We start from the raw sequence: 25,215 nt of genomic DNA, 5'->3' as shown, positions 1-25,215 counted from the left end.
GCTGGTTCTCGAACACGCTGTAAGTACCCAACCTTCGCCGACAGAATTCTTCCCCACAGGGCTGTGGCACGACGCCGCCCCGGTGGGTGACACGGGCTGTGTCCACCGGCTCACGCCGCCGCGCCGCACCATCCTGATCGAGAAAAACTGGGGGAAAACCCAGAGTTGCGCCGCCTGTCGTCCGGCCGGAACGCGCAGCCAGGGCATGTGCGGCGGCAGCGGGGCGAAGACAAGACCTCGGCCTCACTCTAGGTGATTCCAGGCCGTTTCGAGCCCTACGGTCCGGCTATGAACACACATTCCACGGCGGCGGTGCTGACCGCCCGCCGCATCGCCGTGTCGTTCGTGGCCACCGTGTCGGCGGTGGGAGTCACCGCGCCCCTCACCCCGGCCGAGGCCGTCGGCGCGCCGACCGGAGCGGGCCGGCACGCGCCGCGGGCACCGATCGGCGCGCACGGAATTCTGTTCACCGACGCGACGGTGACCCAGCAGAAGGACGGTTCGTTCACCGTGTCCTGGAAGGCGCCGGGCGCCCGTTCGGTGACCGTCTACGCCGGTGCCAGGGCCGTGGCGCACGGCGGCGCCGAGGCCACCGTCGTCGTCCGCGGGCTGCCCGCCTCCGACCGGCGGTGGTTCCGTCTCGTGCCCGACCAGGGCGATCCGCTGACCCTCGCCGACCGCTCGCTGCAGCTGGCGGGAGCGGCCAACTTCCGCGACGCGGGCGGCCATCGGACCGCCGACGGCCGGTGGGTGAAGATGGGTGTGCTGTACCGCGCCGACGCGCTGCACACGCTCACCGACGCCGACCTGGCCAAGCTCAAGCGCCTGGGCATCCGTACGGTCCTGGACCTGCGTATGGCGCGCGAGCGTGCCAAGGCCCCGGACCGGGTGCCCGCGGGCGCGCGCCACGTCGTCGCCGGTGTGTCCGGCGCGAAGGCCGAGGGCGAACTGCCCGCCACGGCCAAGGCGTCCGCGCACCTGATGGCCGGCTCCTACCAGAGGTTCGTCTCCAAGCCCTCGTCGGTCGACGCCTATCGCGCGCTGTTCAGACTTGCCAGGGACCCCGGCTCCTACGCGCTGGCCTACCACGGCGAGAGCGGCAAGGACCGTACGGGCTGGGCCACCGCCGCCCTGCTCACGGCCCTCGGCGTGGACCGCGGCACGGTCCTGCGCGACTACCTGGCCACCGGCGACCACCTCGCCGCGGCCGACGCCGCCGAACTCGCCAAGCGGCCGCCCAGGACCGCCGCGCGCCTCAAGCCGGTCCTGGACACCAGGGCCGAGTACCTGAACGCGGCCTTCGACGAGGTCGAGGCCCGCTTCGGTACCTTCGACGCCTATCTGCGGTCCGGCCTGGGGCTGAGCGACCGGGACCTGGAGCGGCTGCGTGAGGCGCTGCTGACCGGTTGACCGGGCCCGCTTGAAGGAAAGAACGCCCCCTCCCGGGTTTCGGGAGGGGGCGTTCTCGTGGGCCCACCGCGCCGCGGTGGCTGCCGCTCGGGCCGGGTCGGCCGGTACCGGTGTCACCGGTACCGGCCGATGTGCCGGGTCAGGACAGGCCGAGTTCGTTGTCGAGGAGGTCGAAGACCTCGTCGTCGGAGGCGGACTCGAAGTCGAAGTCCTCGTCGGACCGGGACTTGTCCTGTTCGGCGGTCCCGGCGGTGTCGCGCAGGGCGTTCCACTTCGCCCTGAGGACTTCCAGCCGTCCCGCTATCTGCTCGTGGATCTCCTCCGTGATGTCGAGCCCGCCGAAACTCTTCTCCAGCTTTTCGAGTTCGCCCAGGAGTGCGGCCGGGCCGGTGGACGGCTCGGGTGCGATCCGGGCGTGGAGGTGGTCGACGAGTTCCGCCGGCGTCGGGTAGTCGAAGAGCAGGGTCGCCGGCAGGCGGATTCCGGTGAGGGTGCTCAGGCCGTTGCGGAGCTCGACCGCGGTGAGCGAGTCGAAGCCGATGTCCAGGAAGGCCCGGTCCTCGTCGATCTCCGTGGCTCCGGCGTGACCGAGGACGGCCGCGGCCTGGCCGCGTACGGCGTCGAGTACGATCTCGCGCCCCTCGGCCGCTGACAGCCCGGTCAGGCGCCGGGCGAACGCGTCCGCGGCGTCGCCGCCCGTCGGGGCCGCCGCGGTGCGTCGGCCCGGGGTACGGATCAGGCCGCGCATCAGCGGCTGGGGCTCGCCCTGCTGCCGCAGCGCCGCCAGGTCCAGGCGGACGGGGAGGGCCATGGGCTCGGTGCTGCCGAGCGCGGCGTCGAAGAGCGCCACGCCCTCCTCGGCCGACAGCGGCGGCATGCCCGAGCGGGCCATGCGCTGCACATCGGTTTCGGTGAGGGTGCCGGTCATGCCGCTGTCCTGCGACCACGGACCCCACGCCAGCGACACGGCAGGCAGACCCGCCGCACGACGGTGGTGCGCCAGCGCGTCCAGGAAGGCGTTGCCCGCCGCGTAGTTGGCCTGACCGGGGCTGCCGATCGTGCCCGCCACCGACGAGAACACCACGAACGCGTCCAGATCGAGATCCTGCGTCGCCTCGTGCAGGTTCCACGCCGCGTCCACCTTCGGACGCAGCACCGCCGCCAGCCGCTCCGGCGTCAGCGACTCCACCACACCGTCGTCAAGAACACCCGCCGTGTGCACCACGGCGGCAGGCGCATGACGCGCGACCAGGTCGGCCACGGCAGCCCCATCGGTGACATCGCACGCCTCGACGACGGCTTCAGCACCGTTGCTCCGGAGTTCGGCCACCAGCTCCTGTACGCCCTCGGCATCCGGGCCCCGCCGGCTGACCAGCAGCAGGTTCCGTACGCCGTGCTCGGTCACGAGATGCCGGGCGATCGTACGGCCCAGGCCACCGGTACCACCGGTGATCAGAACAGTGCCGTCCTCACTCCAGGCGAACTCCCGCTGCGTCTGCGCACGGGCCAGCCGCGCCGCCAGCACCTCACCACCACGCACCAGCAGCTGCGGCTCGTCCGACGCCAGCGCCGCTCGCAAGGGCCTCGGGTCCACGTCGCCGTCCGCGTCCGCGGCCACGTCCACCAGGCCGAAGCGATCCGGGTTCTCGGCCTGCGCCGAGCGCACCAGGCCCCACACCGCCGCGCCCGCGAGGTCCGCGCCGGACACCGCGCCACGCGTCACGAACACCAGACGCGAGGACGCGAACCGCTCGTCGGCCAGCCACGACTGGATCACATCCAGCGCCGCGGCCGTCGCGGCGTGGACGGACCGCACCGTTCCGTCGGCCTCCGTCAGCGGCGGGACGAGCACGGTGCCGTGTCCGCCGGTCTCCGCGAGGTCGTCGAGATCCGCGTGGGGGCGCAGCGAGAGACCGTCGAGGATGCCCTCGGTGTCCTTGCCGAGCATGGCGAGGGTGTCCCCCGGCTCCCCGGCGGGCCGGATGCCGGTCCAGTCGACCTTGAAGAGGGAATCGCGGTCGCCGGTCTGCAACTGCCCGGCGGTGATCGGACGCGCGGTCAGGGACCGTACGGAGGCCACCGGCGCGCCGGCGGTGTCCGCGACGGCGATCGACGTGCCGTCCTCGGTGGGACGCAGGTGTACCCGCACCTGGGAAGCGCCGGTGGCGTGGAGGGTCACTCCGTTCCAGGCGAAGGGGACGGCTCCCTCGTCCGCTCCCCCGGCCAGCAGCGCCGCGTGCAGCGCGGCGTCGAAGAGCGCGGGGTGCAGGCCGTAGGCGCTGCCGTCGGTGCCCTCGGGGAGCGTCACCTCGGCGTAGACGTCGTCGCCCGACTTCCAGGCCGCCCGCAGGCCCTGGAACACCGGGCCGTACTCGAACCCGGCGTCGGCGAACCGTTCGTAGCAGTCCGTCGCGTCGAGCGGCTCGGCTCCCTGCGGGGGCCATACGGCCGTATCGAACGGCACCGCCTCGGCGGCCGGGGCCAGGACGCCGCCGGCGTGCTGTGTCCACGGCCCCTCGCCCTCACGGGCGTGTACCGACACCGGCCGGCGGCCCCCTTCATCGGGCTCGCCCACCCACACCTGCACCTGCACGGCGCCGCCCGAGGCGGGCAACACCAGGGGCGCGGCGAGCGTCAGCTCCTCCACGGCGCCGCAGTCCGCCTCGTCGGCCGCCCGCAGCACCAGTTCCACCAGGGCCGTGCCGGGAACCAGCACCGACCCCAGGACCACATGGTCCGCCAGCCACGGATGCGAGGACACCGACAGCCGCCCGGTGAAGAGCAAGCCGTCCGAGCCCGCCAGTTCCACGGCGGCGCCCAGCAGCGGGTGTCCCGCCAGGCCGAGGCCCGCGGACCGCACATCGCCCGCACGCGCCGCCCCGCCCGACGGCCAGAACCGCTCGTGCTGGAACGCGTACGTCGGCAGGTCCACCCACCGCGCACCCGAACCGGCGAACACGGCGGACCAGTCGACCGACGTGCCGTGGGCGTGCAGCTGTGCCAGGGCCGTGAGCAGTGCCGGCGCCTCGGGCCGGTTCTTGCGCAGGACGGGGGCCAGGACCGAGCCGTCCGCGGCGGACTCCGCGGCGAGCGCGGAGAGGGCACCGTCGGGGCCGATCTCCAGGAAGGACACGACGCCCTGTGCGCCCAGTGCGCCGACGCCGTCGGCGAACCGTACGGCCTCGCGGACGTGGCCGACCCAGTACTCCGCGGAGCACAGCTGTTCCGCGGTGGCGGGCTCGCCGGTGACGTTGGAGACCACGGGGATGCGCGGCGCCGTGTACGTCATGCTCTCGGCGATGACGCGGAAGTCGGCCAGCATCGGTTCCATGAGCGGGGAGTGGAAGGCGTGCGAGACCCGCAGCCTGCTGGTCTTGCGGCCCTCCTCCTCGAAGTGGGCAGCGATCGCGAGCACCGCGTCCTCGACGCCGGAGACCACGACCGACGACGGCCCGTTGACCGCCGCGATCGAAACCCCCTGCGTCAAGTGAGGAAGGACCTCGTCCTCCGTCGCCCGCACCGCGACCATCGCCCCACCGGCCGGCAGGGCCTGCATCAGCCGGCCACGGGCCGCCACCAGCGCACACGCATCCGGCAGCGAGAAGACACCCGCCACATGCGCGGCCGCGATTTCTCCGACGGAGTGGCCCAGCAGCTGGTCCGGGCGCACGTTCCACGACTCCAGCAGGCGGTACAGCGCCACCTCGATCGCGAACAGGGACGCCTGGGTGTAGGCGGTCTGGTTCAGCGGCTCCGGGTCCTCGCCCCAGACGACGTCCAGCAGCGGACGGTCCAGGTGCTCGTCCAGGGCCGCGCACACCGCGTCGAACGCCTCCGCGAACGCCGGGTAGTGCCCGTACAGCTCACGCCCCATGCCGAGACGCTGCGAGCCCTGGCCCGAGAACAGGAAGGCCAGCTTGCCGGAGCGGGCCCGGTCCTGCGCCACGACGGCCGACTCGACGCGGCCTTCGGCCAGGGCGGCCAGCGAACGCAGCAGGTCCTGCCGGTCCGCGGCCAGTACCACCGCGCGGTGCTGGAACGCCGAGCGGCCCGTGGCCAGGGAGAAGGCGACATCCGTGACCCGTGTCCCCGGCGCACCCTCCAGACGGGACAGCAGCCGTGCCGCCTGGGACCGCAACGCCGGCTCGCTCCGGCCCGACAGCGATACGGGAACCGGCACCTCGAAGGCGGCCGTCTCGACCTCGGCGGCGGCCGGTTCGGCGTCGGCCGCGACCGGCTCGGGCTGCTCCAGGATGACGTGCGCGTTCGTACCGCCGATTCCGAAGGAGGAGACACCCGCACGGCGCGGCCCGTCCCCCTGCGGCCACTCGGCCTCGGAGGTCAGCAGCCGCACGGCGCCCGCGCTCCAGTCCACGTGCGTCGACGGCTCGTCGACATGCAGCGTCCGCGGCAGCACACCGTGGCGCATGGCCTGCACCATCTTGATGACACCCGCGACACCGGCAGCCGCCTGCGCGTGGCCGATGTTGGACTTCACCGAGCCCAGCAGCAGCGGACGGTCCTCCGGCCGCTCCTGGCCGTAGGTGGCCAGCAGCGCCTGGGCCTCGATCGGGTCACCGAGCGTCGTACCCGTACCGTGCGCCTCGACGGCATCGACATCGGCCGTCGACAGACCGGCACTGGCCAGCGCCTGCCGGATCACCCGCTGCTGCGACGGGCCGTTCGGCGCCGTCAGGCCATTGGACGCGCCGTCCTGGTTCACCGCGCTGCCACGCACCGTCGCCAGCACCCGGTGCCCGTTGCGACGCGCGTCAGACAAGCGCTCCAGCACCAGGATTCCGGCGCCTTCGGCCCAGCCGACGCCGTCGGCACTGTCGGAGAACGCCTTGCAGCGCCCGTCCTGGGAGAGCCCGCCCTGGCGGGAGAACTCCACGAAGGTCAGCGGCGTCGACATCACCGTCACACCGCCCGCGAGCGCCAGCGAGCACTCACCGGACCGCAGCGCCTGCGCCGCCAGGTGCAGTGACACCAGCGACGACGAGCACGCCGTGTCCACCGTGACCGCCGGGCCCTCGAAACCGAAGGTGTACGAGACGCGGCCGGAAGCGATGCTGCCCGCGCTGCCGCTGCCCTGGTAGCCCTCGAACTCGCGCCCGGAGAGCAGCGTCGAGTAGTCGCTGTACATGACGCCTGCGAAGACGCCCGTCCGGCTGCCGCGCAGCGTGGCCGGGTCCATACCGGCGCGCTCCAGCGCCTCCCAGGACGTCTCCAGCAGCAGCCGCTGCTGGGCGTCGGTGGTCAGGGCCTCCCGGGGGCTCATCCCGAAGAACTCGGGGTCGAACTCCGCCGCGTCGTGCAGGAATCCACCGGAGCGCGTGGCGATGGCGCCCTCGCGCTCGGGGTCGTAGGTGTCGTCGATCTCCCAGCCCCGGTCGGTGGGGAAGGCCGAGACGGCGTCCACACCGTCGGACACCAGGCGCCACAGGTCCTCGGGCGAGGCCACGCCGCCGGGGAAGCGGCAGCTCATGCCGACGATCACGACCGGGTCGTCCGTCAGGGACGGAAGGGCGGACACCGGGAGCGGCGTCTCGGTCTCCGTGCCGAACAGCTCGTCGAGGAAGTGGTCCGCCAGGGCGCCGGCCGTCGGATAGTCGAACACGGTCGTCGCCGGGAGCCGCAGTCCGGTGGCCTTGCCCAGCAGGTTGCGGAGTTCGATCGCGGTGAGCGAGTCGAAGCCGAGGTCCTGGAAGGCCCGGTCCGGGTCGATCGTCCCCGGGCTCGCGTGGCCCAGGACCGCCGCGACCTGGGTGCGTACGACGTCGAGCAGCGCCTCGCGCCGCTCCGCCGTGGACAGCCCCGTCAGGCGCTGCGCGATGCCGGATGCCGCGGCGGCGCCGGTCCGGCGGGCCCGCGTACGGATCAGGCCGCGCATCAGCGGGGCCACCTCGCCCTGTTCGCGCAGGGCCGCCAGGTCCAGGCGGACGGGGAGGGCCATGGCCTCGGCGCTGCCGAGCGCGGCGTCGAAGAGCGCCACGCCCTCCTCGGCCGACAGCGGCGGCATACCCGAGCGGGCGATGCGCTGGATGTCGGCTTCGGTGAGGGTGCCGGTCATGCCGCTGTCCTGCGACCACGGGCCCCAGGCCAGGGATACGGCAGGCAGACCCGCCGCACGACGGTGGTGCGCCAGCGCGTCCAGGAAGGCGTTGCCCGCCGCGTAGTTGGCCTGACCGGGGCTGCCGATCGTGCCCGCCACCGACGAGAACACCACGAAGGCGCTCAGGTTCAGATCCTGCGTCGCCTCGTGCAGGTTCCAGGCCGCGTCCACCTTCGGACGCAGCACCCCTGCCAGCCGCTCCGGCGTCAGCGACTCCACCACACCGTCATCCAGAACACCCGCCGTGTGCACCACAGAACCGATCCCGTGCCGGGCCACCAGATCCGTCACGGCCACGGCGTCGGTCACATCGCATGCCTCGACGACGGCTTCAGCGCCGTTGCTCCGGAGTTCGGCCACCAGCTCCTGTACGCCCTCGGCATCCGGGCCCCGCCGGCTGACCAGCAGCAGGTTCCGTACGCCGTGCTCGGTCACGAGATGCCGGGCGATCGTACGGCCCAGACCACCCGTACCACCGGTGATCAGAACAGTGCCGTCCTCACTCCAGGCGAAAGCCTGCTGCGTCTGCGCACGGGCCAGCCGCGCCGCCAGCACCTCACCACCACGGACCAGCAGTTCCGGCTCGTCGGTCGCCAGGCCCTGCGGCAGCACCGTCACATCGGCGTCGCCGTCCAGGTCCACCAGGCCGAAGCGGCCCGGGTTCTCGGCCTGCGCCGAGCGCACCAGGCCCCACACCGCCGCGCCCGCGAGGTCCGCGCCGGACACCGCACCACGCGTCACGAACACCAGACGCGAGGACGCGAACCGCTCGTCGGCCAGCCACGACTGGGCCATCTCCAACGCCCAGGCGGCCGTGGCGTGCACGGAGTCCACCGTCCCCGACGTGTCGGCGGGCGGCGCGACCAGGACGGTCCCGGGCACTTCAGCGCCCGTCAGGGACTCCAGCTCCGCGTACGTCCGCAGCGGCTCGCCCTCCGGACCGGTACCGAGCTCGACGCGCTCGTCCGTGAGCGGGACGGGGGTCCAGTCGACCGTGAAGAGCGCGTCCCGGTCGGCGGTCCGCACCTGTCCGGCCGAGAGGGGGCGTATCACCAGCGACTCGACGGAGGCGACCGGCGCACCGGACGTGTCCGCGATCGCGACCGACATCGCGCTGCCCGCGCCGCGGATACGGACGCGGAGGTGCGAGGCGCCGGAGGCGTGCAGGGACACTCCGGTCCAGGAGAACGGGACGCCGCCCGCTTCGACGCCGTTCAAGGCCGCCGCGTGCAGCGCGGCGTCGAAGAGCGCGGGGTGCAGGCCGTAGGCGCTGCCGTCGGTGCCCTCGGGGAGCGTCACCTCGGCGTAGACGTCGTCGCCCGACTTCCAGGCCGCCCGCAGGCCCTGGAACACCGGGCCGTAGGTGAGCCCGGCATCGGCGAGGTCGTCGTAGCAGCCCGCCACGTCCACGGGCTCCGCGCCCTGCGGGGGCCATACGGCGGCGTCGAAGGAGGCCGCTGCTGCTCCGGTGGTCACAGCGCCACTGGCGTGCTGCGTCCAGTGGCCCTCTCCTTCCCGTGCGTGCACCGACACCGGCCGGCGGCCTCCGTCGTCGGGCTCGCCCACCCACACCTGCACCTGCACGGCTCCGCCCGAGGCGGGCAGCACCAGGGGTGCGGCGAGGGTCAGCTCCTCCAGCAGGTCGCAGCCGACCTCGTCGGCCGCCCGCAGCACCAGTTCCACCAGGGCCGTGCCGGGCACCAGCACCGACCCCAGCACCACGTGATCCGCCAGCCAGGGGTACGAGGAGACCGACAGGCGCCCGGTGAACAGCAGTCCGCCCGAGCCCGCCAGTTCCACGGCCGCGCCCAGCAGCGGGTGTCCGGCCGAGCCCAGGCCCGCGGACCGCACGTCACCGGATCGCGCCACCCCGCCCGACGGCCAGAACCGCTCGTGCTGGAACGCGTACGTCGGCAGGTCCACCCACCGCGCACCCGAACCGGCGGTCAGCACCGTCCAGTCGACGCCTGCGCCCCGGACGTACAGCTGTGCCAGGGCGCCCAGCAGCGTCGATTCCTCGGGCCGGTCCTTGCGCAGTACGGGTACGAGCACGGCCTCGTCCGGTGCCGATTCCCGGGCCATCGCGGTCAGCACACTGTCCGGGCCGAGTTCCAGGAACCGCGTCACCCCTTCCGCGCCCAGGGCCGCGATCCCGTCCGCGAAGCGCACCGCTTCGCGGACGTGCCGGACCCAGTAGTCGGGGTGGGTGAGCTGTTCGGGCTCGGCGAGCCGGCCCGTGAGGTTCGATACGACGGGGATCGTCGGCGTGCCGAACGACAGCCGGGCCACCACCGCGCGGAATTCCTCCAGCATCGGTTCCATGAGCGGGGAGTGGAAGGCGTGCGAGACCCGCAGCCTGCTGGTCTTGCGGCCCTCCTCCTCGAAGTGGGCAGCGATCGCAAGCACCGCGTCCTCGACGCCGGACACCACGACCGACGACGGCCCGTTGACCGCCGCGATCGAAACCCCCTGCGTCAAGTGAGGAAGGACCTCGTCCTCCGTCGCCCGCACCGCGACCATCGCCCCACCGGAAGGCAGCGCCTGCATCAGCCGGCCACGGGCCGCCACCAGCGCACACGCATCCGGCAGCGAGAAGACACCCGCCACATGCGCGGCCGCGACCTCGCCGATCGAATGGCCCTCGGCGACGTCCGCACGTACGCCCCACGACTCCGCCAGCCGGTAGAGCGCGACCTCGATCGCGAACAGCCCGGCCTGGGCGTAGGCGGTCTGGTTGAGCAGTTCGGCGTCCTCGCCCCAGACCACGTCGCGCAGGGGGTGGTCCAGGTGCTCGTCCAGGGCGGCGCACACCGCGTCGAACGCCTCCGCGAAGACGGGGTAGCGGCCGTACAGCTCACGCCCCATGCCGAGGCGCTGCGATCCCTGGCCCGAGAACAGGAAGGCCAGCTTGCCCGTACCGGTCGAGCCCTCCGCCAGGCCGGGGTCGGTCTCGCCCTGCGCGAGTGCGGACAGGGCGCGTACCAGTGCGTCGCGGTCCTGGCCCCACACCACCGCGCGGTGGGCGAACCTCGACCGTCCTGTCACCAGCGAGTGGCCGATGTCCCGCGCGGACGGCGCGTCGTCGGCCATGGCCAGGGGCAGCAGGCGTGCTGCCTGGTCGCGCAGCGCGGCCTCGTTCCTGCCGGAGAGCACCCACGCCAGCGCGCCGGGCCCGGTCTCCGGAACGTCCGGTTCGGCGTCGGCCGCGACCGGCTCGGGCTGCTCCAGGATGACGTGCGCGTTCGTACCGCTGACGCCGAACGAGGAGACGCCGGCGCGGCGCGGGCGGTCGCCCTGGGGCCACCGGGCCTCGGAGGTCAGCAGCTCTACGGCGCCCGCGCTCCAGTCCACGTGCGTCGACGGCTCGTCGACATGCAGGGTCCGGGGCAGCACGCCGTGGCGCATGGCCAGCACCATCTTGATGACACCCGCCACACCTGACGCGGCCTGCGCGTGGCCGATGTTGGACTTCACCGAGCCCAGCAGCAGCGGACGGTCATCCGGCCGTGCCTGACCGTAGGTGGCCAGCAGCGCCTGGGCCTCGATCGGGTCACCGAGCGTCGTACCCGTACCGTGCGCCTCGACCGCGTCGACATCGGCGGCCGACAGACCGGCACTGGCCAGGGCCTGCCGGATCACCCGCTGCTGCGACGGACCGTTCGGCGCCGTCAGACCGTTCGACGCGCCGTCCTGGTTCACCGCACTGCCACGCACCGTCGCCAGCACCCGGTGCCCGTTGCGACGCGCGTCCGACAAGCGCTCCAGCACGAGCATGCCGACGCCCTCGCCCCAGCCGACACCGTCGGCCGCATCGGCGAAGGACTTGCACCGGCCGTCCGCCGACAGGCCCCGCTGCCGCGAGAAGTCCACGAACGTCGTCGGCGTCGACATCACCGTCACACCGCCCGCCATGGCCAGCGAGCACTCACCGGACCGCAGGGCCTGCGCCGCCAGGTGCAGGGCGACCAGCGACGACGAGCACGCCGTGTCCACCGTGACCGCCGGGCCCTCGAAACCGAAGGTGTACGAGACGCGGCCGGAAGCGATGCTGGCCGCGCTGCCGTTGCTCCGGTAGCCCTCGTACTGGTCACCGACCATGATCTCGCTGTAGTCGGTGTACATCATGCCCGCGAAGACGCCCGTACGGCTGCCGCGCAGCGTGGCCGGGTCGATGCCCGCCCGTTCGAGGGCCTCCCAGGTCGTCTCCAGCAGCAGCCGCTGCTGCGAGTCCGTCGCCAGGGCCTCCCGGGGGCTCATCCCGAAGAACTCGGGGTCGAAGTCCCCTGCCTCGTGCAGGAATCCACCGGAGCGAGTGTACGAGGTGCCGAGCGTCTCGGGGTCGGGGCTGTAGAGCGACTCCACGTCCCAGCCGCGGTCGGCCGGGAAGTCCGAGACGGCGTCCGTACCGTCCGACACCAGCCGCCACAGGTCCTCGGGCGAGGCCACGCCGCCCGGGTAGCGGCAGCTCATGCCGACGATCACCACGGGGTCGTCGGCCGCGGCCACCCGCACCGGCGCCGGCAGCGCTTCTTCCGCCGCGGCCTCCGAGCTGAACAGCTCGTCCAGCAGGTGGCCGACCATCGTGCCGGCCGTGGGGTAGTCGAAGACGGCGGTGGCCGACAGGCGCATGCCCGTCGCCTTGTTGAGCCGGTTGCGCAGCTCGACCGCGGTGAGCGAGTCGAAGCCGAGGTCCTGGAAGGCCCGGTCCGGGTCGACCGTCTCGGGGCTCGCGTGGCCCAGGACCACCGCTATCTGGGCGCGTACCAGGTCCAGCAGCGCTTCGCGCCGTTCCACCGTGCCCAGGCCGGACAGGCGTCCCACCAGGCCGGCGACCGCGGCCGACCCGGCGACCGCCGAGCGCCGGGAGCGGGTCCTGATCAGGCCGCGCAGCAGCGAGGGGATGTCGCCCTGTTCGCGCAGGGACGCCAGGTCGAAGCGGACGGGGAGGGCCGTGGGCTCGGCGCTGCCGAGTGCGGCGTCGAAGAGCGCCAGGCCTTCCTCCGCGGACAGCGGCGGCATGCCCTGCCGGGCGATGCGCTGGATGTCGGCTTCGGTGAGGGTGCCGGTCATGCCGCTGTCCTGCGACCACGGACCCCACGCCAGCGATACGGCAGGCAGGCCCGCCGCCTGGCGGTGCTGCGCCAGCGCGTCCAGGAAGGCGTTGCCCGCCGCGTAGTTGGCCTGACCGGGGCTGCCGATCGTGCCCGCCACCGACGAGAACACCACGAACGCGCTCAGGTTCAGATCCTGCGTCGCCTCGTGCAGGTTCCACGCCGCGTCCACCTTCGGACGCAGCACCCCTGCCAGCCGCTCCGGCGTCAGCGACTCCACCACACCGTCGTCCAGGACACCCGCCGTGTGCACCACGGCACCGATCCCGTGCCGGGCCACCAGGTCCGTCACGGCCGCGGCGTCGGTGACATCGCATGCCTCGACGACGGCCCGCGCTCCGAACTGCTCAAGCTCGGCGACAAGTTCCCCGGCGCCCGCGGCTCCCGGGCCGCGGCGGCTGACCAGCAGCAGATTGCGCACACCGTGCTCGGTCACGAGATGCCGGGCGATCGTACGGCCCAGACCACCCGTACCACCGGTGATCAGAACAGTGCCGTCCTCATCCCAGGCAAAAGCCTGCTGCGACTGCGCACGGGCCAGCCGCGCCGCCAGCACCTCACCACCACGCACCAACAGCTGCGGCTCGTCCGACGCCAGCGCCCTCGGCACCAGTGCCGTGTCGGCGTCGCCGTCCAGGTCCACCAGGCCGAAGCGGCCGGGGTGTTCCGACTGCGCCGAACGCGCCAGGCCCCACACCGCCGCGCCCGCGAGGTCCGCGCCGGACACCGCACCACGCGTCACGAACACCAGACGCGAGGACGCGAACCGCTCGTCGGCCAGCCACGACTGGGCCATCTCCAACGCCCAGGCGGCCGTGGCGTGCACGGAGTCCACCGTCCCCGGCGTGTCGGCGGGCGGCGCGACCAGGACGGTCCCGGGCACAGGGCCGGAGGCGGCCAGGGTTTCCAGGTCCGCGAAGTGCTCGATCAGGTCCCCGCGCCAGTCGGACGACGCGTCCGCGGCGAAGCCGACCGCCGCGACGGTCTCCGCGGCCCCGGCCTGGGGCAGGCGGACGGGGTCCCACTGGAGGCGGAACAGCGCGTCGCGGCCGACCGGGTTCGTGCCGCTCTCCCACTGGTCGGCGGAGACCGTCCGCAGGACGAGGGCGCCGATGGTGGCGACGGGCTCGCCCGTGGTGTCGGCGATGTCCACGGACACGGTGTCGCCGCTGTGCCGGGTGACCCGGACGCGTACCGCCGCGGCGCCGGAGGCGTGCAGCGAGACGCCCTCCCAGGAGAAGGGCACGACCTGCTGGTCGATTCCGTTGAAGGTGACGACGTGCAGGGCGGCGTCGAACAGCGCCGGGTGCAGGCCGTAGGCCGCCGCGTCGCCTTCGGCCGCGGCGGGCAGGGCGACCTCGGCGAAGACCTCGTCGCCCCGGCGCCATGCGGTGTGCAGGCCCTGGAAGTGCGGGCCGTAGTCGAAGCCGCGGTCGGCCAGGCGCGGGTAGAGGCCGGTCAGATCGACGGGCTCGGCGTCGGCGGGCGGCCAGGAAGCGGCGCCGAAGTCGACGTCGGTGGCGGCCGGCTGCGGGCCGGTGGCGAGTACGCCGGTGGCGTGCTGCACCCACGGGTGGTCGCCTTCGCCCTCCGTCCTGGAGCGCGCGCTGACGGTGCGGCGGCCCGCCTCGTCGGCGGGGCCCACGCGCAGCTGGAGCTGCACGCCGCCGCGCTCGGGCAGGACGAGCGGTGCGGCCAGGGTCAGTTCCTCGACGCGGTCGCAGCCCACCTCGTCGGCGGCGCGGATGGCGAGTTCGGCGAACGCCGTGCCCGGCAGGAGGACCGAGCCCATGATGGTGTGCCCGGCCAGCCAGGGGTGGGAGGCGAGCGACAGGCGCGTGGTGAAGAGCAGGCCGTCGCCGTCGGGCAGTTCCAGGGCGGCGCTCAGCAGGGGGTGTCCGGTCGCCGCTAGACCGACGGCGCCGATGTCCCCGGTACGGGTGTGGTCGGGGGTCGGCCAGAACCGCTGGTGCTGGAAGGCGTACGTCGGCAGATCGACGGCGCGTGCGTCGCGGCCGGCGAGGAACGCCGTCCAGTCGATGTCGGCGCCGTGCACGTGCAGGTGCGTCAGGGCCGCGAGCAGGGTCGTTCCCTCGGGGCGGTCCTTGCGCAGCACGGGGACGAGGAGCGTCTCCTCGGGGGCGCTCCGGTCGGCGGCGCCGTCCGGGAGCGACTCGCGCGCCATGGCCGACAGCGTGCCGTCGGGGCCCAGCTCCAGGAAGCGCGTCACGCCCTGCGCGGACAGGGCGCGGATTCCGTCGGAGAACCGCACCGCGGCGCGGACGTGGGTCACCCAGTATTCGGGGGTGCGCAGTTGGCCGGGGGCGGCGAGGCCGCCGGTGACGTTCGATACGACGGCGAGGTCCGGCTCGCCGTAGGACAGGCCCTCGGCGACGGCGCGGAAGTCGGCCAGCATCGGGTCCATCAGGGGCGAGTGGAAGGCGTGCGAGACGCGCAGCCGGGTGGTCTTGCGGCCCTCGGCCTCGAAGTGCCGCGCGATCGCGAGAACCGCGTCCTCGGTGCCGGACACCACCATGGCCCGGGGGCCGTTGACGGCGGCGAGCGCGACGTCCTCGGTCAGGAGCGGGAGCACCTCCTCCTCGGTGGCCTGGACGGCCGCCATGGCTCCGCCGGCGGGCAGCGCCTGCATCAGCCGGCCGCGGGCCGCCACCAGCGCACAGGCGTCGGCCAGCGAGAACACCCCGGCGACATGCGCGGCGGCGATCTCGCCGACGCTGTGCCCGGCCACGTACTGCGGCCGTACGCCCCAGGACTGCACGAGCCGGAACAGGGCCACCTCGATGGCGAACAGCCCGGCCTGGGCGTACGCCGTCTGGTTCAGCAGCTCCGCGTCCTCGCCCCATACGACGTCCCGCAGGGGGCGGTCCAGGTGCTCGTCCAGGGCGGCGCACACCGCGTCGAACGCCTCCGCGAAGACCGGGTGGCGGGCGTGCAGCTCGCGGCCCATGCCCAGGCGCTGTGATCCCTGGCCGGAGAAGAGGACGGCGTCCGGGCCGGTGTGGGCGAGGCCCGTGTCCACGGCGGGGTCGGACGCGCCCTCGGCCAGTGCGGCCAGGGCGCGCAGCGCGGCGTCGTGGTCGTCGGCGCGGACGGCCGCGCGGTGGGCGAACGCCGTGCGGCGCGTCACCAGCGCGTGGGCGACGTCCGTGAGCCGGGGCGCGGGCTCGCGATCGAGGTGGGAGCGCAGTCGGGCCGCCTGGGCGCGCAGGGCGCTCTCGCTCTTGGCGGAGAGCAGCAGCGGCGCCGTCCCCTCGGAGGCGGCGGTCGTGCCGTCGTTCTCGCCGGGGGTGGCGGCGGGTGCTTCGGAGTCCGTGGCCGCGGGCAGTTCCAGGACGACGTGGGCGTTGGTGCCGCTGATGCCGAACGCGGAGACGGCGCTTCGCCTGGGGTGGTCGGTCTCGGGCCAGGCCGTGTGCTCGGTGAGCAGCTCGACGGCGCCCGCGGTCCAGTCGACGTGCTCGGTGGGCTCGTCGACGTGCAGGGTGCGCGGCAGCACACCGTGGCGCATCGCCAGCACCATCTTCATCACGCCCGCCACACCGGCGGCGGCCTGGGTGTGGCCGAGGTTGGACTTGACGGCGCCCAGCAGCAGCGGCTGCTGCGGCGACCGCTCCTGGCCGTAGGTGGCCAGCAGCGCCTGGGCCTCGATCGGGTCGCCGAGCGTGGTGCCCGTGCCGTGGGCCTCCACGGCGTCGACTTCGGCGGCGGTCAGCTGGGCGTTGGCCAGGGCCTGCCGGATCACGCGTTGCTGGGACGGGCCGCTGGGCGCGCTCAGGCCGTTGGACGCGCCGTCCTGGTTGACGGCCGAGCCGCGGACCACGGCGAGCACCTGGTGGCCGTTGCGGCGCGCGTCGCTGAGCCGCTCGACGAGCAGCAGGCCGACGCCCTCGCTCCAGCCGGTGCCGTCGGCCGCGGACGCGAACGGCTTGCAGCGGCCGTCGGGGGCCAGGCCGCGCTGGCGCGCGAACTCCACGAAGGAGGCCGGGGTGGACATCACCGTCACGCCGCCCGCGACGGCCAGGGAGCACTCGCCCTGGCGCAGCGCCTGCGCCGCCATGTGCAGGGCCACCAGCGAGGAGGAGCACGCCGTGTCCACCGTGACGGCCGGTCCTTCGAAGCCGAAGGTGTAGGAGACGCGGCCGGAGACGACGCTCATCGCGTTGCCGGTGAGGCGGTGCCCGCCGGATTCGTCCTGGGCCGTGTCCAGGACGGCACCGTAGTCCTGGGTGTTGGTGCCCGCGAAGACACCGGTGCTGCTGCCCCGCAGGGTCTCCGGGTCGATGCCCGCCTGTTCCAGGACCTCCCAGGTGGTCTCCAGGAGCAGCCGCTGCTGCGGGTCCATGACGAGGGCCTCGCGCGGCGAGATGCCGAAGAAGTCCGCGTCGAAGCCGGCCACGCCGTCCAGGAAGCCGCCGCCGCGGGCGTAGCTGGTGCCCTGGTGGTCGGGGTCGGGGTGGTAGAGCCGGTCCAGGTCCCAGCCGCGGTCGGCGGGCATGGGGGTGATGGCGTCGCCGCCCTCGGCCAGCAGGCGCCACAGGGCCTCGGGCGAGTGCACTCCGCCGGGGAAGCGGCAGGCCATGCCGACGATCGCCACCGGTTCGTCGAGGGCGGCGGCCGAGGCCTGTACGACCGTGGCGGGTCCCGCGGCGCCCAGGACCTCGGAGCGCAGGTATGCGGCGACCGCGACGGAGGAGGGGTGGTCGAACAGCAGGGTGGCGGGCAGCCGCAGGCCCGTCGCGGCGGAGAGCCGGTTGCGCAGGTCGACCGACATCAGCGAGTCGAAGCCCTGCTCGCGGAAGGCGCGTTGGGCGTCGACGGTGTCCGGCGAGGGGTGTCCGAGAACCTTCGCGGCCTCTTCTCTGACCATGGTCAGGAAGGCCTGTTCCTGTTCGGCGGGCGGCAGTGCGCCGATCCGGTCGCGCAGCGGGGAGCGTTCCCGGCGCGGGCCGTCCGCGGGCCCGAGCGCGCGGCGGGCCTCGGGCAGGTCGCCGATCAGGGGGCTGGGGCGGACGGCGGTCAGGGCGGGGGCGTACGCGCTCCAGTCGATGTCGGCCACGGTCACATGCGTCATGCCCTGGGCGAGGGCCTGGCGCAGGGCGGCGAGCGCGGGGACCGCGGCCATGGGCAGCAGCCCGTCGCGGCTCATCCGGTCGGCCGCGTCGCTGTCGGTGGCCATGCCCTGGCCGGCCCAGGGGCCCCAGGACACGGAGGTCGCCGGGAGGCCCTGCCGGTGGCGGTGTTCGGCAAGCGCGTCCAGGTAGGCGTTGGCGGCGGCGTAACTGGCCTGTCCGGCGTTGCCCAGGACGCCGACGATCGAGGAGAACAGCACGAAGTGGTCCAGGTCCAGGCCCTGGGTGAGATCGTGCAGGTTCCGTGCGGCTCTCGCCTTGGGGCTCAGTACGGTCTCGAAGCGCTCGGGGGTGAGCGCCTCCAGTACGCCGTCGTCCAGTACGCCCGCGGCGTGGATGACGGCGGTCAGCGGCAGGTCCTCGGGGATGTCCGCGAGGACGGCCGCCAGCGCGTCGCGGTCGGCGGCGTCACAGGCGGCGAGGGTGACCCGGACGCCCCGGTCGGTGAGGGCGGCCGCGAGTTCCGGCGCGCCGGGGGCCGCGGCGCCGCGGCGGCCGGTGAGCACGAGGTGTTCGGCTCCGGCGTCGGCCAGCCAGTGGGCGACGTGTGCGCCGAGGGCTCCGGTACCGCCGGTGACCAGGACGGTGCCGTGGGCGCTCCACCGGTCACCGGTGTCGCCGCCGGGGGTGATCCGTTCCAGGCGGCGGGTGAAGACCCCGGCCGGGCGGACGGCGACCTGGTCCTCTTCCGAGGCGAGGGCGCTCAGCAGCGCGGGGACGGTCCGGCCGTCCAGGTTCTCGGGGAGGTCGACGAGCCCGCCCCAGTTCTGCGGGGACTCAAGGGCGGCCACCCGGCCCAGGCCCCAGATCTGTGCCTGTACGGGGTGGTCGAGCGCCTCGTGCCGGTCGACGGCGACGGCGCCGCGGGTCACGCACCACAGCGGTGCCTGGATGCCCGCGCCCTCCAGGGCGTGCAGCAGCGTGGTCGTGGCGGCCAGGCCGCGTGGTACGGAGGGCAGCTGCGGGTGGGGGCGCTCGTCGAAGGCCAGCAGGGAGAGCACGCCGTCGACGGGGGTGTCGGGCAGGGCGAGGGTGGCACCGGGCTCGTCGGCGGCGGGCGCCTCGCGTACGTCGGTGTGCAGGCCCTGGTTGTGCAGGGCGTCCAGGAGGCCGGCGGTCCACGGGTCGTCGGTCGTGCCTTCGGGCAGGACGACGAGCCAGTTCCCGGTGGCGGCGGGGCCGTTGGACGCGGTGCGCGGGGTCCAGTGGGTGCGGTAGCTGAAGCGGTCCGCGGCGGCCTGGGTCCTGCGCTGTCTGCGCCAGGAGGAGAGGGTGGGCAGGAGGCTGCCGAGGGAGTCGGCTTCGCTGCCGTCGATGGCGAGGACGGCCGACAGTTCCTGGAGGTCCTCGCGTTCGACGGCCGCCCAGAATCCGGCCTCGCCGGCTTCTTCGCCGGCCGGCTCCCCCGCTTCGCGGTCGACCGGGCCCAGCCAGTACCACTGGCGCTGGAAGGGGTAGGTGGGCAGCTCCGCGCGGAAGGCGCCGGGCGCGCCCAGGCAGGCGGCCCAGTCGACGCGGACACCGTGCGCGAAGGCGGTGGCGACGCCCTCGGCGAGGGCGGGCGCTTCGGGACGGCCGGTGCGCAGGAGGGGGACGAGGACGGGGTCTTCGAGGGTGGTCAGGCAGTCCTGGACCATGGGGGTGAGGACGCCGCCGGGGCCGATCTCCACGAACGTGGTGACGCCCTCGGCTTCGAGGGTGCGTACGGCGGCGCAGAAGCGGACCGCCTCGCGGACCTGCCGTACCCAGTAGTCGGGCGAGCGCAGTTCCTCTTCGGCGGCGAGCTCGCCGGTCACCGTGGACACCACGGGGATACGGGGGGCGTGGAAGGTCAGGCCGTGCGCGACGCGGCCGAAGTCCGCCAGCATGGCGTCCATGTGCGGGGAGTGGAAGGCGTGGCTGACCCGCAGCCGCTTGGTGCGGCGGCCCTGCTGCGACCAGTGGGCCGCGATCTCGGTCACGGCCTGTTCGTCGCCCGAGATGACGGTGGAGTCGGGCCCGTTGGCGGCGGCGAGGGCGACATGGGCCTCGTGGCCCGCGAGGTGGCCGCGGATCTCCTCCTCGGTGGCCTGGACCGCGACCATGGCGCCGCCTTCGGGCAGCGCCTGCATCAGGGTGCCGCGCGCGGCGACCAGCCGTGCGGCGTCCTGGAGGGTCAGCACGCCGCTGACATGGGCGGCGGCGATCTCGCCGATCGAGTGTCCGGCGACGAACCGGGGCGCGGTGCCCCAGGATTCGACGAGCCGGAACAGGGCGGTCTCCAGGGCGAAGAGGGCGGCCTGGGTGTAGACGGTCCGGTCGAGCAGGGCGGCCTCGGGGCTGTCCTGCTCGGCGAAGACGATGTCGCGCAGCGGCCGGTCCAGGTGCGGGTCGAGTTCGGCGCACACGGCGTCGAAGGCCGTGGCGAACTCGGGGTACGCGGCGTACAGGTCGCGCCCCATGCCGGGGCGCTGGGAGCCCTGCCCGGCGAAGAGGAACGCGGTGGGGGCCTTGGCGGCGACACCGCTGACCAGGCCGCTCGCGGTGCGGCCGGCGGCCAGGGCGTCCAGGCCGCCCAGGAACGCTTCCCGGTCGTCCGCGACGACCACCGCGCGGTGCTCCATGCGGGCGCGGGTGCCGGCGAGGGCGTGGGCGACCGCGGCCGGTTCGAGGTCGGCGTGGTCCCGTATGTGGCGGGCCAGGCGTTCGGCCTGGGCGCGCAGGGCGTCTTCGGTGCGGGCGGACAGTATCCAGGGCAGCACGCCGGGCCGGGCGGCCGGTGCGGCTGGTTCGGGGGCCGCTCCGGTCTCGTCGGCGGGCGCCTGCTCCAGGATGACGTGGGCGTTGGTGCCGCTGATGCCGAAGGAGGAGACGGCGGCGCGGCGGGGCCGGTCGGCCTCGGGCCAGGGCTCGGGCGCCGCGAGGAGCCTGGCGTTGCCCTCGCTCCAGTCGACGTGCCCCGTGGGCTCGTCCAGGTGCAGCGTCCTGGGCAGCTGTCCGTGCCGCATCGCCAGGACCATCTTCATGACGCCCGCGATGCCGGCGGCGGCCTGGGTGTGCCCGATGTTGGACTTCATGGCGCCGATCAGCACCGGCCGGTCGGCGGGGCGCTGCTGACCGTAGGTGGCCAGCAGGGCGTGTGCCTCGACGGGGTCGCCGAGGGTGGTGCCGGTGCCGTGTGCCTCCACCGCGTCGATGTCCGCGGCGGCCAGGCCCGCGCCGGTCAGCGCCTGGCGGATGACGCGCTGCTGCGAGGGGCCGTTGGGGGCGGTCAGGCCGTTGGAGGCGCCGTCCTGGTTGACGGCCGAGCCCTTCAGCACGGCGAGTACGGGATGGCCGTTGCGTACGGCGTCGCTGAGCCGCTCGACGAGCAGCAGGCCGACGCCCTCGCTCCAGCCGGTGCCGTCGGCCGCGGACGCGAACGGCTTGCAGCGGCCGTCGGGGGCCAGGCCGCGCTGCCGCGCGAACTCCACGAACATCTTCGGCGTGGACATCACGGTCGCGCCGCCCACCAGGGCCATGCCGCACTCGCCGCGCCGCAGCGCGTGCGCGGCCAGGTGCAGGGCGACCAGCGACGAGGAGCAGGCCGTGTCCACGGTCAGCGCGGGGCCTTCCAGGCCCAGGAGGTAGGAGATCCGGCCGGAGGCGATGCTGATGTGGTTGCCGGTCAGCAGGTGTCCGCCGACCTCGTCGGCGCGCCGGCCGCCCTCGGCGTCGTACTCTCCGTGGCCGGTGCCGACGAAGACGCCGGTACGGCTGCCCGCGAGGGATTCCGGGTCGATTCCGGCGCGTTCGACGGCCTCCCACGCGGTCTCCAGGAGCAGCCGCTGCTGGGGGTCCATGGCGAGCGCCTCGCGCGGGGAGATCCCGAAGAAGCCGGGGTCGAACTCGCCCGCGTCGTGCAGGAACCCGCCCTCGCGCGCGTAGGAGGTGCCCTGGTGGGCCGGGTCGGGGTGGTAGAGCGCGTCCAGGTCCCAGCCGCGGTTGCGGGGGAAGGAGGAGATCGCGTCGACGCCGTCGCGCAGCAGGTCCCAGAGCTCTTCCGGCGAACGGACGCCTCCCGGGAAGCGGCAGGCCATCGAGACGATCGCGATGGGCTCCCGCTGCTTCGCCTCCGTCTCGTCCAATTGCTGACGAGTCTCGTGAAGGTCCGCGATCGCGCGCTTGAGGTAATCGCGCAGCTTCTCCTCGTTCGACATCAGGACGCCAATCGCTCGGTGGGATGCCGGACCCGGGGCGCTGCCCCGACACGTACGTCCGACCGTTTCTCCGCCATCCTCCTTGAGCTGGACTGCGGGTTTCCCTAGACCACGGACCTTTCGGCAGGGGCTTTGGACCGGCAGACCATGTATAGGGTTTTCCCGGTCCCGGTGCCGCTAGCGTCGCACCCCACGCGTCATGCCATGAAGCACACGTAAGGGACCCCCTATGACCGCAGCCTCCCAAGACCTGCCCTGCCTCAACCTCGAATCGCCCAAGACACTGGAGCTGAGCCCGCTCCTCAGCGAGCTGCAGGACCGGGGGCCGATCCACCGGGTGCGCACACCTGCAGGGGACGAGGCGTGGCTGGTGACCCGTCACGCCGAGCTCAAGCAGCTGCTGCACGACGAGCGCATCGGCCGTACGCACCCCGACCCGGCCTCGGCCGCGCGGTACGTGCGCAGCCCGTTCCTGGACCTGCTGATCAGCGACAGCGACGCCGAGACCGGGCGCCGGCAGCACGCCGAGACCCGCCGCCTGCTCACGCCGCTGTTCTCGGCCCGGCGGGTGCTGGAGATGCAGCCGAAGGTGGAGGCGGTCGCGGACGCCCTGCTGGACGCGTTCATCGCCCAGGGACCTCCCGGTGATCTGCACGGTGAGCTGTCCGTGCCGTTCGCCCTCACCGTGCTCTGCGAGGTCATCGGTGTGCCGCCGGAGCGCCGGGGCGACCTGATCTCGGTGCTGTCCGGCATCGCCAAGCTGGACGACCGGGCGGGCGCCGAGAGGGCACAGCAGGAGCTGTCCGCGTTCGTGGAGGGGCTGGTCCAGCTCAAGCGGGCCGAGCCCGGACCCGACATCATCTCCCGGCTGAGCGACGGCGAACTGCCCGATGCCCGTGTGGCGCACCTGTCCATGGGGCTGCTGTTCGCCGGGCTGGACAGCGTCGCGAGCATCCTGGACAACGGCGTGGCGCTGCTGGCCATCCACCCCGAACAGCGCAAGGCGGCGCTGGCCGACCCCGATGTGATGTCGCGTGCCGTGGAGGAGGTGCTGCGGACCGCGCGGGCCGGCGGATCGGTTCTGCCGCCGCGCTACGCCAGCGAGGACATGGAATTCGGCGGGGTGACCATACGGGCCGGGGACCTGGTCCTGTTCGACCTCGGTCTGCCCAACTTCGACGGGCGGGCGTTCGACGAGCCGGGCGAGTTCGACGTCAGCCGGGCCCCCAACCCGCACCTGAGCTTCGGCCACGGCATCTGGCACTGCATCGGCGCGCCCCTCGCGCGCATGGAGCTCAAGACGATGTTCACCAAGCTGTTCACCCGGCTGCCGGACCTGCGCCTGGAACTCCCGGTGGACGAGCTGCAGCAGAAGGAAGGCCAGTTGTCGGGCGGCTTCTCCGAGCTCCGGATCACCTGGTAGGGGCGGCTGCCGTCCGAGCGGCTCGTCCGGGCCCACGAAGAATGCGGCGCAACCCCGGTGCGTCAGCGTCTGTCCGACGACGCTGCCGCACCGGGGTTCTTTCACATGGTCCGACGGCTTCGGGAGGCGTCCACGCGTCACCTCCCGCGCGGTGCGGGCGCCCCGTCCTGCTTCAGGTCGCCGAGGAGGCCGTCCAGGGCCTTCTTGAGGGTCGCCGCGTTGGCCGGATCGAACCAGGTGGTGCGGATGCGCTCGTTGTTGCCCTTGGGTGTCTCGTGGTCGGCGGCGAGTCGGTGCAGGGGGCGGGTCCCGTCGCTCAGGGAGCGGCCGACGTTCTGGAAGAGGCCGCGCACATACCGGTCGGCGGCGTCGGAGGCGATGCCGTGGCCGGTGGCCCACGAGGTGAGCGTGGCGAGGTAGGCGTAGTGGGCGGTGAGCGTCCCGGTCAGTGCGGAGAAGACGTTGAAGGCGTCCTCGTCCGGGACGGGGAGCGCGCCGCCCAGCTCTTCGAAGAGAGCGTCCACCACCGGGTGCGAGGGGCAGGTCACGGTGACGGAGCGGCGCTCGCGCACGGCGGGCAGCGGGATGGCGCGGACGATCGGGGCGCCGGTGGCGAGGGTTCGGCGCAGGTCGTCGGTGGCGACGCCGGCCATCAGGTTGACCACGGTCCTGTCGTCGTCCACCGTCAGCCCGGCGAGTGCCTCGTGGTGGTCCTGGCGGCGTACGGCGATGATCACCACCTCGGAGCGGTCCAGCACCCCCTGGTTGTCGGCGCACACATGGACGCCCTCGAAGCGCTCGGACAGTTCGGCGGCGGTACGGGCTCCCCGGGGAGAGAGGAAGACCTCCGGCGACGCGCCGCCCCCGTCGCGCAGCCCCTCGACCATGGCCCGGCCGATCTCGCCCACTCCGATGATGCCGATGCTCTGCACGGTGTCTTCCTCCATGGTGTGCGGTGCGTTGTTCCTGCGTCACTTCGCCGGGGCCGCGCGGGGGAACGCGGGGATCTCATCCCCGGCGGCCTGCCCCGGGTGCTTCGCCGTGGCCGACCGGTCCGCCCCCACGCATTATGCACGCGGTGCGTGCATCAGCAAGCGCTCAGGTTAGGCTGAGTCCGGACGAGAGGGGCGAGATGACGGGCCGAAGGCGATGGTCGACCGAGGAAATCCTCGACACGGCGGCGGAACTGCTGCGCACGGGCGACGCCGAGTCGTTCAGCGTGCGCAGACTCGCCGCGGCGCTCGGGACCGATTCCTCCAGTCTCTACCGGCACTTCCGCAACAAGACCGAACTGCTGCGCGCGGTCGCCGACCGCGTCCTGCTGGCCGCCATGGACGGCCACCGCCCCGAGGGCGACTGGAAGCAGCGCGTCACCGCCCTCGCCCTGCGCCTGCGCGAGGCCTTCGGTGAGCAGCCCCAACTCGCCGTGGTGTGGGGACGCTACGCGTCCGGCGGCACCGGCTCCCGGCTGGTCATGGAGGAGCTGCTACAGGCCCTGCGCGCCTCCGGCCTGCCCGACGAGGAGATCCCGGCGCAATACCACCGCATCGCGGTCCTCCTCGCCGCGCTGATCGCCTCCGAGGCCGGAATCAGCACCATCACGCCCAAGGAGTACGAACAGGGCATGGAACAGTTCCGTGTCGCGGTGCTCGGCGCCGACCCCGAACGCTTCCCCGCCCTGGCCCACTTCGCCCGCGACGTCCGCCCCCTCGGAGCGGACCGCCGCGCCGCGTTCGAAGAACTCCTCGCCGCCCAGCTCGCCCCCATCGAGGCCCGGCTCCCCTGACGTGCCGGCGGGAACGCGCCAGGGCGGGCGGCCCGGGGGCCG

At 73.5% G+C, this 25,215-nt stretch carries 5 protein-coding genes; 3 read left to right on the top strand and 2 right to left on the bottom strand.

Annotated elements, in window-relative coordinates:
• The first annotated feature begins 288 nt into the window (after window positions 1-288).
• On the top strand, window positions 289-1,410 hold the full coding sequence (locus ACFV57_RS31515; RefSeq protein WP_385239198.1) for a tyrosine-protein phosphatase: 1,122 nt from the start codon (window positions 289-291) through the stop codon (window positions 1,408-1,410).
• Between the two features lie 139 nt (window positions 1,411-1,549).
• On the opposite strand, the gene ACFV57_RS31510 is transcribed toward ACFV57_RS31515, so the two are convergent.
• Window positions 1,550-21,967, bottom strand: coding sequence for a type I polyketide synthase (locus tag ACFV57_RS31510; protein WP_385239234.1), 20,418 nt, complete (start codon window positions 21,965-21,967; stop codon window positions 1,550-1,552).
• A gap of 226 nt (window positions 21,968-22,193) precedes the next feature.
• Between ACFV57_RS31510 and ACFV57_RS31505 the strand changes: the two genes are divergently transcribed.
• A complete protein-coding gene (locus tag ACFV57_RS31505) occupies window positions 22,194-23,387 on the top strand; it encodes a cytochrome P450 (RefSeq protein ID WP_385239196.1) in 1,194 nt (397 codons plus the stop codon).
• Window positions 23,388-23,524: 137 nt separating this feature from the next.
• On the opposite strand, the gene ACFV57_RS31500 is transcribed toward ACFV57_RS31505, so the two are convergent.
• On the bottom strand, window positions 23,525-24,319 hold the full coding sequence (locus tag ACFV57_RS31500; RefSeq protein WP_385239194.1) for an NAD(P)-binding domain-containing protein: 795 nt from the start codon (window positions 24,317-24,319) through the stop codon (window positions 23,525-23,527).
• Window positions 24,320-24,519: 200 nt separating this feature from the next.
• Here ACFV57_RS31500 and ACFV57_RS31495 point away from each other — a divergent pair, with 200 nt between their 5' ends.
• On the top strand, window positions 24,520-25,173 hold the full coding sequence (locus tag ACFV57_RS31495) for a TetR/AcrR family transcriptional regulator (RefSeq protein WP_385239192.1): 654 nt from the start codon (window positions 24,520-24,522) through the stop codon (window positions 25,171-25,173).
• Window positions 25,174-25,215 lie beyond the last annotated feature (42 nt).

Source organism: Streptomyces sp. NPDC059788 (assembly GCF_042732265.1).
Taxonomy (GTDB): Bacteria; Actinomycetota; Actinomycetes; order Streptomycetales; family Streptomycetaceae; genus Streptomyces.
The sequence above is the reverse complement of the archived record's forward strand: the minus strand, read 5'-3'. Positions and strand labels throughout refer to the sequence as shown.

Bases quoted from the DNA above. Each gene is read 5' to 3' on its own strand.
- ACFV57_RS31495 (WP_385239192.1), top strand. From the start codon at position 24,520: ATGACGGGCCGAAGGCGATGGTCGACCGAGGAAATCCTCGACACGGCG.
- ACFV57_RS31515 (WP_385239198.1), top strand. From the start codon at position 289: ATGAACACACATTCCACGGCGGCGGTGCTGACCGCCCGCCGCATCGCC.
- ACFV57_RS31505 (WP_385239196.1), top strand. From the start codon at position 22,194: ATGACCGCAGCCTCCCAAGACCTGCCCTGCCTCAACCTCGAATCGCCC.